The sequence below is a fragment of the Paraburkholderia fynbosensis genome, from assembly GCF_902859935.1.
GTDB classification, from domain to species: domain Bacteria; phylum Pseudomonadota; class Gammaproteobacteria; order Burkholderiales; family Burkholderiaceae; genus Paraburkholderia; species Paraburkholderia fynbosensis.
The window spans coordinates 240,379-254,036 of the sequence record NZ_CADIKI010000010.1 but is presented as its reverse complement, the minus strand read 5'-3'; the positions used below and the strand labels follow the sequence as shown (position 1 = coordinate 254,036).

General features: G+C 65.1%; 9 protein-coding genes and 1 pseudogene. 4 read left to right on the top strand and 6 right to left on the bottom strand.

Features of this window, described 5'->3' with window-relative positions; genetic code table 11:
- Window positions 1-84 precede the first annotated feature (84 nt).
- Complete coding sequence (locus HV770_RS18730) at window positions 85-717, top strand: TetR/AcrR family transcriptional regulator (protein WP_175161896.1); 633 nt, start codon at window positions 85-87, stop codon at window positions 715-717.
- Window positions 718-827: 110 nt separating this feature from the next.
- On the opposite strand, the gene HV770_RS18725 is transcribed toward HV770_RS18730, so the two are convergent.
- Together HV770_RS18725 and HV770_RS18720 are read right to left on the bottom strand one after the other, a co-directional pair.
- On the bottom strand, window positions 828-2,105 hold the full coding sequence (locus HV770_RS18725) for a polyhydroxyalkanoate depolymerase (RefSeq protein ID WP_175161894.1): 1,278 nt from the start codon (window positions 2,103-2,105) through the stop codon (window positions 828-830).
- A 180-nt stretch (window positions 2,106-2,285) separates the two neighbouring features.
- Window positions 2,286-4,175 carry a glycoside hydrolase family 15 protein gene (locus HV770_RS18720; protein ID WP_175161892.1) on the bottom strand — a complete coding sequence of 630 codons (1,890 nt, stop codon included), beginning with the start codon at window positions 4,173-4,175 and terminating at the stop codon, window positions 2,286-2,288.
- 229 nt (window positions 4,176-4,404) lie between these two features.
- On the opposite strand from HV770_RS18720, the gene HV770_RS18715 reads away from it, so the two are divergent.
- Window positions 4,405-4,650 (top strand): hypothetical protein, encoded by a 246-nt coding sequence (locus HV770_RS18715; protein WP_121316915.1) that lies wholly within the window; start codon window positions 4,405-4,407, stop codon window positions 4,648-4,650.
- A 285-nt stretch (window positions 4,651-4,935) separates the two neighbouring features.
- On the opposite strand, the gene HV770_RS18710 is transcribed toward HV770_RS18715, so the two are convergent.
- Window positions 4,936-5,088 (bottom strand): DUF3096 domain-containing protein, encoded by a 153-nt coding sequence (locus HV770_RS18710; protein ID WP_007175701.1) that lies wholly within the window; start codon window positions 5,086-5,088, stop codon window positions 4,936-4,938.
- 381 nt (window positions 5,089-5,469) lie between these two features.
- On the opposite strand from HV770_RS18710, the gene HV770_RS18705 reads away from it, so the two are divergent.
- Window positions 5,470-6,630 (top strand): lactonase family protein, encoded by a 1,161-nt coding sequence (locus HV770_RS18705; protein WP_425497450.1) that lies wholly within the window; start codon window positions 5,470-5,472, stop codon window positions 6,628-6,630.
- Between the two features lie 166 nt (window positions 6,631-6,796).
- On the opposite strand, the gene HV770_RS39770 is transcribed toward HV770_RS18705, so the two are convergent.
- From HV770_RS39770 to HV770_RS18695, 3 genes and pseudogenes are all read right to left on the bottom strand, one after another.
- Complete coding sequence (locus HV770_RS39770) at window positions 6,797-7,021, bottom strand: DNA translocase FtsK (RefSeq protein WP_425497451.1); 225 nt, start codon at window positions 7,019-7,021, stop codon at window positions 6,797-6,799.
- A 38-nt stretch (window positions 7,022-7,059) separates the two neighbouring features.
- A pseudogene (locus HV770_RS18700) lies at window positions 7,060-11,155 on the bottom strand (FtsK/SpoIIIE family DNA translocase); the annotation flags it as partial.
- Window positions 11,156-11,453: 298 nt separating this feature from the next.
- Window positions 11,454-11,993, bottom strand: coding sequence for an META domain-containing protein (locus HV770_RS18695; protein ID WP_175161887.1), 540 nt, complete (start codon window positions 11,991-11,993; stop codon window positions 11,454-11,456).
- 292 nt (window positions 11,994-12,285) lie between these two features.
- Here HV770_RS18695 and purT point away from each other — a divergent pair, with 292 nt between their 5' ends.
- Window positions 12,286-13,500: a formate-dependent phosphoribosylglycinamide formyltransferase gene (purT, locus tag HV770_RS18690; protein WP_175161886.1), complete on the top strand. Its 1,215-nt coding sequence runs from the start codon at window positions 12,286-12,288 to the stop codon at window positions 13,498-13,500.
- The last annotated feature ends 158 nt before the right edge of the window (window positions 13,501-13,658 follow it).

Sequence of the window (13,658 nt, the reverse complement as noted above, 5' to 3'; positions counted from 1 at the left end):
GCCCGTTCAACGCTGTCGGTGCAAGGCCCGAGGAGAGGCCGGCGGCGCGATCCGGATAACGCGGCTCACGAAGACGATGCCACCATGAATCAGCCGAAAATCAAAAGAGATCCTGAAGGCACGAGGCGCCGCATTCTGCTTGCGGCGGCCGAAGAGTTTGCAAATGGTGGGCTATTCGGCGCACGCGTCGATCAGATCGCCCGCCGCGCGGAAACGAATGAACGCATGCTCTATTACTACTTCGGTAGCAAGGAGCAGCTTTTCACCGCGGTACTCGAGCACGCGTTCAGTGCGCTCAACGAAGCGGAACGCACACTCGAACTGAACGGCGTCGCGCCGGTCGAGGCCGTGACGCGTCTCGCGCATTTCGTGTGGGATTACTACCGCGATCATCCCGAACTGCTGCGTTTGGTCAACAACGAGAATCTGCATGAAGCGCGCTACATGCAGAAGTCGACGCGTATCCGCGAAATGATCTCGCCGATCGTCGCGACGCTCGGCGGCATTCTCGAACGCGGACAGCGTGCGGGGCTATTTCGCGCCAATGTCGATCCGCTGCGCTTTTACGTGACGCTGTCGGGCATGGGCTATTACATCGTGTCGAACCGCTTCACGCTCGAAGCGACGCTCGGCCGCGATTTCAATAGCGCCAGTGAACGCAGTGAAGTGATACAGATGAACACCGAGTTGCTGCTCGCGTATCTGTTGCGCAAATAGACGCACAAGTCGGCGCGCACGCGGCGCACACGGTACGGCAGCGGCATTGCAAACGAAAACGGCCTCCGAAGAGGCCGTCGTTATCGACGGATGCCGCGTGCGTATTTCGCTCAGGCTTCGACTTTTTCCTTCACCACTTTCGGCGCCTTGTTGTGCTCGAGGATGAAGTCGCGCAACTGCGGATAAATAATCGTGCGCCAACGCCGGCCCGAGAAAATGCCGTAATGGCCGCATTTTTCCGCGGTGAAGTGGCGCTTGTCGCTCTCCGGAATGCCGGTGCACAACTCGTGCGCGGCATAGGTCTGACCGTCGCCGGAGATGTCGTCCAGTTCGCCTTCGATGGTGAACAGCGCGGTCTTCGTAATGTCCCCCGGCTTGACCCGCTCGCCGGCGATGTCCCACGTGCCTTCGGCAAGACGGAATTCCTGGAACACCACGCGGATCGTGTCGAGGTAATAGTCCGCGTCCATGTCTAGCACGGCGTTGTACTCGTCGTAGAAGCGGCGATGCGCTTCCGCGTCGTCTTCGTCGCCGCGCAGCAGGCTCTGGTAGTAGTCCCAGTGCGAGGCCGCGTGACGTTCCGGATTCATCGCGACAAAGCCGGTGTGCTGCAGAAAGCCCGGGTAAACCTTACGGCCCACACCCGGGTAGTTCGGCGGCACCGTAAAAATCACGTTGTTCTCGAACCACTCGTACGAGTGCTGGGTGGCGAGCGAATTGACCGAGGTCGGGCTCTTACGCGCGTCGATCGGGCCGCCCATCATCGTCATGGTGCGCGGCGTGTCTTCGCCGCGGCTCGCCAGCAGCGAAATGGCCGCGAGCACGGGCACCGTAGGCTGACACACCGAGATCACATGCAGATTTTTCGCGCCGATGTGACGGATGAATTCCTGAATGTAGGCGACGTAGTCGTTCAGACCGAACTCGCCGGCTTCGAGCGGCACCATGCGCGCGTCGATCCAGTCGGTGAGGTACACCTTGTGGTCTTGCAACAACGTCCGCACGGTGTCGCGCAGCAGCGTGGCGTGGTGTCCCGACAACGGTGCGCAGACCAGTACGACCGGTTCGTCCTTCAGCTGCGTGACGGCGTCGCTGTCGTCGGCGAAACGCTTGAAGCGCATCAGACGGCAGAACGGCTTCTCGACGATGATCTGCTCGATGATCGGAATGTTGTGACCATCTTTAACAATCTGGTGAAGATTGAACTCGGGTTTTTCGTAATCTTTACCTAGCCGGTACAGCAGTTCATAGCCGGCCGACAGACGGGTTGCGCCCGGCACATAGGCCAATGGACTGGCAGGATTCGCGAACGATTTCGACGCGGCCTGGGCCCAGGCGGTAAGGGGGCTCAACATCGCCCGTTGGAATTCGTGCAGTTGATAGAGCATAGGTGCTCCGTTTTTAAGCGGTTCGCATGGGGCTTCGCAAACACGCGTGAGGCGTTGCGGCGGGCCGTTTTGATTGTTGGCACATTGATTTTCGGCCGACAGGTCGATCGATCATATCGAACAAAGCGCACTTGTGCAATGCAGCATTTGCGTGCGGGTAGCACGCAAACTGTCATTAAATCATGCTACTGGCGATGTTGCCGCGCCGCTATCGGGGGTTGCCTCAGCCTTCAGTTTTGCGGAGCGGCTGCCGTTATGGCCAGGATGTCCGGTTGCCTGGGCCATTTCCTGTTCGTGCTTCATCAGGTTCAGGCCGGTGTGCACGAGCGCCACGTGCGAAAACGCCTGCGGGAAATTGCCGACCAGGCGCTTCTGCGCCGGATCGTACTCTTCGGCGAGGAGGCCCACGTCGTTACACAGCGCGAGCAATCGTTCGTACATCGTGATGGCTTCGTCGATACGGCCTTGTAGCGCGAGGTTGTCCACCATCCAGAACGAGCATGCGAGAAACGTGCCTTCCCCGGGCGGCAGGCCGTCGTCGTATTCGGTGGTGCGGTAGCGCATCACGAAGCCGTCGCGCATCAGGTCGCGCTCGATCGCCGCCACCGTGCCCTTGATGCGCGGATCGTGCGGCGGCAGGAAGCCGACCATCGGCAGCAGCAGCACGCTCGCGTCGAGCTGGTCGCTGCCGTAGTACTGCGAGAACGCGTCGAGTTCGGCATTCCACCCTTTCTCGCAGACTTCCGCGTGAATCTGCGCGCGGGTGGCGCGCCATTCGTCGAGGGGGCCGTCGAGCTTGAACATTTCGGCCGAGCGGATCGCGCGATCGAACGCGACCCACGCCATCACCTTCGAGAAAGTGAAATGCTGGCGGCCGCCGCGCGTTTCCCAGATGCCTTCGTCGGGCTCCTGCCAGATCGTGCCGAGGTGTTTCAGCAGCGCGCGCTGCACGTTCCATGCGGTGTCGTCCGCCTGCAGGCCGCCGACGCGCGCGAGATGCAGCGCGTTCATCACTTCGCCATACACGTCGAGCTGGCGCTGGCCGACCGCGTTGTTGCCGATGCGCACCGGCTTCGCGCCTTGATAACCCGGCAGCCAGTCGATCTCGAATTCCGGCAGCCGCCGCTCGCCGGCGATCCCGTACATGATCTGCAACTGCTCGGGCGCGCCGGCCATCACGCGGCCGAGCCAGCTGCGCCACGCGCGCGCTTCGTCGTAGTAGCCGCCGCGCATCATCGCGAGCAGCGTGATGGTGGCGTCGCGCAGCCAGCAGTAGCGGTAGTCCCAGTTGCGCGTGCCGCCGAGCTGCTCCGGCAGCGACGTGGTGGGCGCCGCGACGATGCCGCCGGTCGGCTCATAGGCAAGCGCCTTCAGCGTGATCAACGAGCGGCGGATCGCGTCGGCCCAGCGACCTTCGACGGTGCCGCGCGCGGACCATTCGAGCCAGTGATTCTCGGTGCGCGCGAGCGAGGTGTGCGGATCGCGCGCGGGCGGAATGCGCACATGCGAGGCCGCGTAGGCGAGCGAGAACGGCACCCGTTCGCCTTCGCTCACGGTGAAGTCGGCGACGGTTTTCATGTCTTCGCCGCGCACCTCGACGGGTGTGCGCAGCACCGCATTGTCCGGTCCGACGATCGCCTTGATGCCGCTGTCGTGCTTGAGCTTGTCGACCCACGGAATCGAAAAGCCGTAGTCGAAGCGCAGCACCAGTTCCATCTTCATGCGCACGGTGCCGCGTTTGCCGACGACGATGCGTACCATCTCCGACCAACCGTTGCCCGGCGGCATGAAGTCGATTAGCGTGACGGCGCCTTCTGCCGTTTCGAAATCGGTCTCGAGGATCAGGGTTTCGCCGCGGTAGCGACGCGTGATGGTCGGTGCGGCTTCAGGGTCTTCCGATACGGGCGAGATCAGCCAGCGGCCGTTCTCGGGCGTACCGAGCAGGGCCGCGAAGCAGGCGCCGGAGTCGAAGCGCGGCCAGCAGAGCCAGTCGACGGAACCGTCGCGGGAGACGAGCGCGGCCGTATGGCCGTCGCCGATGAGCGCATAGTCTTCGATGTGTGCGGGCATAGGGGAGCGTGTCAGTGATGACGCGCGGCGGGGCCGTCGCGCTGGGTCATGGTTACTACCGGACTCGCGCGATGCGCATTGGTTCATCACACAATGCGGCAAAACGCGGGTTGGTAATTGTCAAATCAGTGCCTACAATCGGATTTCGAGCCGAGCCCCGGAGCCCGTCCGGGCAGCAAGTCGGCCTTGCCCATGGCGCACACAGGCGCCGTTTCCGAGGACGAAAGCCATGCTGAACCCGACGAAAACCGATTGCATCACGATACTCTCTGCCGCCAGCCAACTCGCCGGCGATTCGATGTTGCCGCTCGATCATGGCCGGCTGGGCCTAAGCCGCAACGGCATGCTCGCCGCTGCCGCGTTTCTGGTCGAACGGGCCTGCTTCCGGCGCTATCAGGAAGGTGACGGCCATTATGCCGTCGGCGCGCTGTCGTTGCAGGGACGCTTGCGGCTCGACCAGCTTTCGAATGGTTGACGCACATCGGCCGGGCGCGCAAGCCGCCCGGCCGATGTGCGAGCAGCGACGCTCCATGCGTGCGGTTTGAAAATCTGCTAAGCCATCGCCGCGCAGTTGCATGGTGATGCGGCGCGAGAGCGTTGGCGACGCTGCATTTCCCACACATCAGCTTTGCGCCACGCGCGTGCGGACGGTCGTCGCCACACGCGTGTGCTTCGTCGCGCCTTCCTTGCGCATTGACGATACGCAGCGAGGCCAAGCCAGGCCAGGCCTGCGCCCGGCCGCACGTCGATTGCCACCCACTCAGAAGTGCGACGACCCCACACCGAAGATCCCAATGATGCCGATGATGATCAGATAGAGCGCGACGATGTAGTTCAACAGGCGCGGCATCACGAGAATCAGAATGCCGGCGATCAACGAAACGAGCGGGCCCAGGCTGAGTGTGACGTTCATGAAGACTCCGTAGTGTGAAATGCGTAAGACGCGATTGAAGAAACGTCCCGCGACGCGGGACAATGGCTGCCGATGCGTGCCGGCAGCCGGATTCACTGCATGATCCGACCCAACGCTTTTATACTTGCCTCGATAAGAACAACGCTCGACTCACCGCGCGGCAGACCAGCGACATCATTACAACCGCTTCGACCCAATAACCGATGTGGAGGAGGTCCTATGCTTCGTCGTCGCCGGGCGGCCGTGCGTGCCATTTCGAGTCCCGCTTCATCTGTTTTCCCGCCTTCCGTTTCGCCTGCCGCCGCTGCTTGCGGGGTAGGACACACCGGGCGGCCTGCGCCTCTACGCGCTGCCCGCTCGATAATAAAAGGTTTCGTGCTCATGGTCTCGATTGTTGCGTCGCACGCGTATGCGCAAGATGCCGGCCCGGTCCCCGCGGACGGCGTCTACAACATGCTGGTCGGCACTTACACCAGCGGCAAGAGCGAGGGCATCTACGTCTATCGTTTCGACACGAAGACGGGCGCGGCCACGCGCGTGTCGGTGGCGCAGACGGTCAATCCGTCGTTCCTCGTAGTGAGCCGTGACCGCCGCTTCGTCTATGCGGTCAACGAACTGCCGGGCGACAATGGCCCGGCCACACAGCGCGGCGGCGTCAGCGCGTTTCGCTTCGACGCCGCGCAAGGGCAACTGACGTTCCTCAACAAGGTGTCGTCGGATGGCAATGATCCGTGCTATCTGAGTTTGTCGCCGGATGAGAAGTATCTGCTGACCGCGAACTACTCGGTGGCGGCTGACCCGGGCGGCAGCTTCGCGGTGCTTCCGGTTCAGGGCGACGGCCAGCTCGGCACGTCGGTGCTGACAGTACATCATGAGGGCGGCGGTCCGGTGAAGGGGCGTCAGGACAACTCGCACGTTCACTCCACGGTGTTTTCGCCAGATGGGCGCTATCTCTTCGCGCAGGACCTCGGCGCCGACAAGCTGTATTCGTACCGCTACACGCCGGGCGACAGTCACGGCCCGGTCACGCCGACCGATTGGGGCTATACCCAGCAGCAGGCGGGCACGGGGCCGCGTCATCTGATCTTCGGCGCGGACGGCAAGCATGCGTATCTGACGAGCGAACTGAACGCCTCGGTCAGTACGTTCGACTACGCCGACGGCAAGCTCAAGCTGGTGCAAACGCTTCCTATGACGCAGCCGGGCTTCAAGGGGGCGGTCGGCGGGGCGGCGATCCATCTGTCGCCGGACGGGCGCTTCGTGTACGCGTCCAATCGCGGCGACGCCAACGAGATCGTGATCTTCTCGGTCGATCCCGCGAATGGGCATCTGAAGAAGATCGGGCATCAATCGAGTCTCGGCAAGTCGCCGCGTGAGTTCGCGATCGATCCGACCGGCAACTGGCTCATCGTCGGCAATCAGAACAGCGATACGGTGTACGTGTTCAAGCGCGATCGTCAAACCGGTCTGCTCGATCCGACGCCGAAACAGCACTTCGAACTTGGCGCGCCGGTGGACTTCAAGCTGGTGTCGCCGTCGTGAAAGGCAGAGTGTCGTGCTTGATTTGAACGTGTGGGTGCAATGAAAAACGGGCCGCTTGGAGCGGCCCGTTCTTTTGCCTTGCGGCCGGCTCGGCAACTCGCCTTGCAACCATCGGCAGCCGAACAGCCGCCCCTTGCAAACCGGCGAGAAACCGCCCGCCGGCCCGCTATTCCGCCGGCCCTGGCGCGAGCACTTCGCGGCTGCCGTTGATGCTCATCGCCGACACGAGGCCGGCCGTTTCCATCTGTTCGACCAGGCGTGCCGCGCGGTTATAGCCGATGCGCAACTGCCGCTGCACCGACGAGATCGACGCCCGCCGCGTACGCACCACGAACGCGACCGCTTCGTCGTAGAGCGGATCGGCTTCCGCATCCGGCGACTCGCCAAACAGGTCCTGCGCGGCGCCGCCGTCGGTGGCGGGGCCGTCGAGAATGCCTTCCTCGTATTGCGGCTCGCCGAACTGCTTCAGATACTCGACGATCCGATGCACTTCCTCGTCGGCGACGAATGCGCCGTGCACGCGTTGTGGGTAGCCCGTACCCGGCGGCAGGAACAGCATGTCGCCCTGGCCGAGCAGCGACTCGGCGCCCATCTGATCGAGAATCGTGCGCGAGTCGATCTTCGACGACACCTGGAACGCGACGCGCGTCGGAATGTTCGCCTTGATGAGCCCGGTGATCACGTCGACCGAGGGCCGCTGCGTCGCCAGAATCAGGTGAATGCCGGCCGCGCGCGCCTTCTGCGCGAGCCGCGCGATCAGCTCTTCGATCTTCTTGCCCGCGACCATCATCAGGTCGGCCAACTCGTCGATCACGACCACGATCAGCGGCAGCGGCGCGAGCGGCTCGGGCGCTTCGGGCGTCAGCGAGAACGGGTTGCCGAGCTTCTTGCCCTTCGCTTCGGTGTCGCGGATTTTCTGGTTGAAGCCCGCTAGATTGCGCACGCCGACCGCGGACATCAGCCGGTAGCGCTTCTCCATTTCGCCGACGCACCAGTTCAGCGCGTTGGCCGCGAGCTTCATGTCGGTGACGACCGGCGCGAGCAGGTGCGGGATGCCTTCGTACACCGACAGCTCCAGCATCTTCGGATCGATCATGATGAGGCGCACTTCCTCGGGCGTCGCCTTGTAGAGCAGCGAGCAGATCATCGCGTTGATCGCGACCGACTTGCCCGAACCGGTCGTGCCCGCGACCAGCATGTGCGGCGCCTTCGCGAGATCGGCGACGACCGGATGGCCGGTGATGTCCTTGCCCATCGCGAGCGTGAGTTGCGAATGCGAGTTCTGGTAGACGCTTGCTTCGAGGATTTCGGACAGACGGATCGTCTGGCGTTTCGCGTTCGGCAATTCGAGGCCCATGCAGGTCTTGCCGGGAATCGTTTCGACCACGCGGATGGAGGTGAGGCCGAGACCGCGTGACAGGTCCTTCATCAGGCCGACGATCTGACTGCCGCGCACGCCGAGCGCGGGCTCGACTTCGAAGCGCGTGATGACCGGACCCGCCGACGCGCCGACCACGGTGACGGGCACTTTGAATTCCTGCAGACGCTGCTCGATCAGCAGGCCGGTTTCGATGAGCTTTTCCTCGGAGACCGGTTCGACGTCGGTGTCGGCGCGCTCGAGCAGATCGAGCGTGGGCAGCTCGACCATCGACGCAGCGGGCGCGTGGAATTCGAAGCCGTTGGCCGGGACGTGGCCGCGCAGCGCGGGACGCTGCATGGCGGGTTCCGCAGGCGGAGTTGTCGGGGTTGCCGATGGTGTGAACGGTACTGACGCGACGGGCGGTTCGATCGTGCGGGCGGCGATAGCGGACTCTTCCGCGCTGGCCGCTTCGTCAATACCGGTGGCTGGCGCCAACGATGCGGCCTGAGCAGCGAAACCTGGGAAGCGAACCACGTTCGAGGCCTGCTGCTCGATGCTGTCTGGCGCGGCTGACGCGGTGGTGTTCGCTGCGGTGGTTGCCGGCGTTGCAGGTGCGAAACTGCTTCCCGCTCGCGCTACGTTTAGCGTGTCGGGGAGGTCCGCCGTTTCTGATTGGCCCAGTGTTGCTGCTTCGATCGAGTTCGCGCTTGCGACGTGCATCGACGGGATGTCGTGGGGTGTCGGTGCGGTTTCGGCTGGAACGCTCGTGTGGCTCGCCGGCGGCGCGACCGATGCCGTCGCGTCGTGCTGTGTCGCGATGGCGTCGACTTTGGTTTCCCAAGGCGCGAGTGTCCTATCGACAAAGACTTCTGCGGCCGGTACGGGCGGGTGCAGCGTCGTTCCAGGAACGGCGGCAGACCCGACGACCGGAGCGGCTTCTTCCACGTGCGCCGCGACAGTTTCATTCGTGGACGCTGTGACGCCAGGCGCGGTGGTGTGCGCGGACTCTACTCGTTCGCTAACCGGTTGCGTGACCTCGACAATCGGGTGCGCGTGGCTGTCGATGTGGATGGTCGATTGCGCCGGGTCGTCTTCGAAAGGCGAATCGTTCGGTGCTGGCTGTTCGTCGCTCGTTTCCAACTGCGCTGCGAAGATCTGGAATGGGGTGGGCGTCGCTGCCGGCGTCGCGTGTTGCGGAGCGACCGTGACGGATGCATGCGCAGGCGGTGCGGGGGTGGCAGGTGCGAACGCAGCGGGGGGCGACGTCGGTACAGCGGGCTCGGACACAGCGGGCGCAGACGTAGCAGACCCAGCAGACCCAGCAGACCCAGCAGACCCAGCAGACCCACCAGCGACAGGCGCCGCGACTGCCGACCTGACAGGCATCAACGCAGCAGGTGCCGCCACAGCAGACGTGGACAAAACTGGAGCGGGCGCAGCAGGTGCCACCAAAGCAGGCTCAGACACCGCCGGTGCATGCCCGGCAGACGAGGGCAGAGCAGGCGCAGACACCACATGCGCAGACACAACAGGCGCGGGCGCAGCCGTCAGCGGCGCGTGAATGATCGGCGGCTCGATGGGCCAATGCACGACGGGCTCTGCATTCGTCTCGACTGGCGCATCGACTGCGGCTTCCATCCCCGGTGATTCGACGGGCGCCGCTTCAACGGGGGTTTGCTCAAACGACTGCGCGACAGGCTGCTCAACCGCAGGCTCGGCAATCTCCCGCAAAGGCTCGTCCGCACGCGTCGACGAAGCCGTCCCAGCCGCTGCGACATGGCGTGCATCCTCGCGAGGCCAGTCAACCTCGACCGACGGCGCGGCGTGCGCCGCAGCCGTCATCTTCGCGCCTTCCGCGCCGCTGCTGCGCGCGAGGCTGACGCCGGCCAGATCGGTCCAGCGCGCGGCATTTTCCGCGATGCTGCGCAGCGTTTCCTGGACGCTGGCGGGCGGCGAAACTTTCTGCGCCGCCGCCATGGGCCGCGTGTAACTCGGTGCCGTCCGAGGCGTAGCCGATGGTGGCGTGACCGCGTTCGCAAGCGGGGCAGCCGGGAACGGTTGACGGATCGCTGCAGCGCGGTCGGGCGGAGCCGCTGCACGCTGCATTGCCGCCGAATGGCTCGCGCCGGCCGCGGTATTCATCATCGAACCGGCCGCAGTGCTTGCAGCCGTGCCTGCCGCCACGCCGTGCGCGGCCCTCGCCGACGCGCCTGCCGCGCCCGACGCGGCAAGACCGGCCACACCCGCCACACCCGCCGCCATCGCCAAATCCGCGCCCGCATCAAGCGATCCCACCGACCGTTGTTCGCCAGCCGAGCGTCGGCCGACCTGCAACGCGCCATCGCGAGGCACCGCAGAGGCGCCTGAAATGCCAGTTGCCCCAGCCCCCACCGACACCCCCGCACGCGGCGACGCGGTCTCCCGCAACCACCCTGCAGGCGCGACCGGCTCAGCCGGCATGAATGGCGCCTTACCCGCATTCAGCGCCGACTTCTGCATCGACGCCTGCCGCGGCGGCGTCGTCGCCGCGCCCGTGCGCAGCACCGGCTCGATCTGCGTTGCCTGGCTGCGCGGCGTCACGCTACCCGCGCGCCAGCTCGACCCGGCACCGCGCGCCGCCGCATCCTTGCCGGACGCCGCGCCGCGTCCGCTCGCCGGCGGCCGCCACACGGTCGGACGCGTGTAGCGCCCATTGCTTTTCGGCGCCATCGTATTGGTGGCCGGCGAAACGTGCGAAGACAACCCCTCATCGACGCTGCGATGACGGCGCGCCTCCTCATCGCGCCTGGCCAGTCCGCGCGACAGGCCGAGACCGAACGCGCCGTCCGCCCACGCGGCGAAATCACGCCAGCGGAAGTCGATCAGCCAGGGCAGGCTGATGAGAAGCAGGGCAAGCGCCGCGAGCGGAGTGCCGATATGCCCGAGCAGATGACCAAAGCCCGCAGCGAGCGCATGACCCAAACCATTGAGACCTGCCACGTCGAGCAGCGACGCCTCGAGCGTGCAACTCGCCACCATCACGCAGACGAAGCCGAGCCACAGGCGGATCGTGCCGGGGCCGCGCAAGCCTGCGCCGCCCGGCAGCACCGACTTCACGAGGCGCCACAAAAGAGGAATGAACCAGACGGCCGACCCGCCGAACCAGCCGAAAACTACCGTGTGCATGCTAGACATCAACGAATGACGGACGCGCAAAAACGCAATCCGTCGAGTTTAAACCGGCGAAGCACGAGGCTTCGAAGGCCGACGCAAGTATGCTTGCGTCCCAAGGGAGGGCAGACCGGCGCGGCCTGCCATCGGCGAAAATGAACGGCTGGCGCAACACCGGGCGCACCCCGCGCGAGGCGGCCCGGAAGCGGGTGCATGCGTTCGATGGTGCGTCGAGTCGCCCATGCGCGTACCACTGCTTCACGTCGCGGGCACGCGAGCCGGCTGCCGGCTCGGGCACGCTCTGGCGCACCTTTCATTTGGTGCTGCGATCGAAGGTCAGCGTGTCGCCGTTATCGAGCGTCACCTGCATCTGCTGCGGCTCGCGCATCTGCACGCCGGTGCGCTCGATGCGTGTCAGCGCGTCGAGAAACGCACCTTCGATGTTGCCGCCCGGCGACATGCACGCCATGCGCGTGCCGGCCAGCGGACCGAAGCTGAGCTTGCCGTCCTTCAGCGCGTATGTGCCCATGAAGCGATTGCAGCCGGAAAAACCGCTCGCGTAACGCTGGCCCTTCGAGGTGGAGAGCGTGAGCGTGATCGGTCCGCCCTGGTCGGCCGACGGAACCGCGCGCGCCGTGCCGTCGGCCTGCTTCCAGGCGCTCAGCACCCAGCTCGTGTCGTCGAGCAGTTGCACGGCGGCGGGATTGTAGGGATCGGGCGCCGCGGCGGCCGAGTCGGGATGTTTCGGGATCGCGCAGGCGCCCAGTAGCGCGGCGACGCTCAGCGCGGCGATGGCCGCGCGCACGGACGGGGTGAAGCGCGCAACACGTCGCGCGGAGGAGCTTTGGAGCATGGCGTCGTTCCTCTTCAAACTGGCGAAGGCGTAAGGGTAACGCACTAAGCTGGCCGCACGCGAGCGCAACGGCGTGCGAAATTTTAGTGAGATGGCGGCGGCGCACGGGCGCGGCACCGTCGCGTCCTTCGTGCGCGCTTCGTGCACCCCTCATGCACCCCTCATGCACCTTTCGCGCACGAACAATGACAGGACAATGCGGCCGCCGCGAGCAAGCCGCGGCGAGGGGCCCGCATGTTAACATCGTGTTCTATCCAATCCCACCCTCATCCCGACTTTTTCTGGAGACCCCATGCAGATCGGCCAACGGATCGGCACGCCCCTTTCTGACTCCGCCACGCGCGTCATGCTGCTCGGCGCCGGCGAACTCGGCAAGGAGGTGATCATCGCGCTGCAACGGTTGGGTGTCGAAGTGATCGCCGTCGACCGTTACCCGAATGCGCCGGGCCACCAGGTCGCGCATCGCTCGCACGTGATCGACATGACCGACCGCGCCGCGCTGCGCGCGCTGGTCGAGCAGGAGCGCCCGCATCTGATCGTTCCCGAGATCGAGGCGATCGCCACCGACGCGCTCGCCGCGATCGAAACCGACGGTCTCGCCGAGGTGATCCCGACCGCGCGCGCCACACAACTCACGATGAACCGCGAAGGCATTCGCCGTCTTGCCGCGGAAGAGCTCGGCTTGCCGACCTCGCCATACGCGTTCGCCGACTCGCTCGACGAACTGCGCGCCGGCATCGCCAAGGTCGGCTATCCGTGCGTCGTGAAACCGGTGATGTCGTCGTCGGGCAAGGGGCAGTCGGTGCTCAGGGGCGAGGCCGACGTTGAACCCGCGTGGCAATACGCCATGGCCGGTGGCCGCGTGAATCACGGCCGCGTGATCGTCGAAGGTTTTATCGACTTCGAATACGAGATCACGCAGTTGACCGTGCGCGCGATCGATCCGGCGAGCGGCGCAGTCAGCACGTATTTCTGCGATCCGATCGGCCACGTGCAGGTCGCGGGCGACTACGTCGAATCCTGGCAGCCGCAGCCGATGAGTCCGCTCGCGCTCGAACGTTCGCGCGAAGTGGCGCACAAGGTGACGGCCGCGCTCGGCGGCCGCGGCCTCTTCGGCGTGGAACTTTTCGTGCGCGGCGATGACGTATGGTTCTCGGAGGTGAGTCCGCGTCCGCACGACACGGGGCTCGTCACGCTGTGCTCGCAACGCTTCTCCGAGTTCGAACTGCATGCGCGCGCGATCCTCGGCTTGCCGGTGGATACGTCGCTGCGGGCGCCGGGGGCATCGGCGGTGATTTATGGCGGGCTGGACGAAACCGGTATTGCTTTCGAAGGCGTCGCGGCGGCCTTGGCGGTGCCCAATGCGGACCTGCGCCTGTTCGGCAAGCCGGAGAGTTTCGCCAAGCGCCGCATGGGCGTCGCGCTCGCCACCGGCGAGAACCTCGACCAGGCACGCTCGCGCGCGAAGCAGGCCGCGGCGGCGGTGCGGCCGGTGTCGGCGAAATAAGCCCGGGGTGCCGTGCGCGAAGCTGCGCTCACGCGTGTCGAGGTGCGAACTGCATGCACGACAACCGGCAGGCACCATTTACGCGCCGGCCGCGCTTGCCGGGCGCTATAAACAGAATGATGGAAGCTCGTCGAGATCGTCGAGCTCATCGGGATCGA

What these genes read in the sequence shown, in the direction of transcription:
- HV770_RS18730 (WP_175161896.1), top strand. Translation starts at nt 85, where the DNA reads ATGAATCAGCCGAAAATCAAAAGAGATCCTGAAGGCACGAGGCGCCGC.
- HV770_RS18725 (WP_175161894.1), bottom strand. Translation starts at nt 2,105, where the DNA reads ATGCTCTATCAACTGCACGAATTCCAACGGGCGATGTTGAGCCCCCTT.
- HV770_RS18720 (WP_175161892.1), bottom strand. Translation starts at nt 4,175, where the DNA reads ATGCCCGCACACATCGAAGACTATGCGCTCATCGGCGACGGCCATACG.
- HV770_RS18715 (WP_121316915.1), top strand. Translation starts at nt 4,405, where the DNA reads ATGCTGAACCCGACGAAAACCGATTGCATCACGATACTCTCTGCCGCC.
- HV770_RS18710 (WP_007175701.1), bottom strand. Translation starts at nt 5,088, where the DNA reads ATGAACGTCACACTCAGCCTGGGCCCGCTCGTTTCGTTGATCGCCGGC.
- HV770_RS18705 (WP_425497450.1), top strand. Translation starts at nt 5,470, where the DNA reads ATGGTCTCGATTGTTGCGTCGCACGCGTATGCGCAAGATGCCGGCCCG.
- HV770_RS18695 (WP_175161887.1), bottom strand. Translation starts at nt 11,993, where the DNA reads ATGCTCCAAAGCTCCTCCGCGCGACGTGTTGCGCGCTTCACCCCGTCC.
- purT (WP_175161886.1), top strand. Translation starts at nt 12,286, where the DNA reads ATGCAGATCGGCCAACGGATCGGCACGCCCCTTTCTGACTCCGCCACG.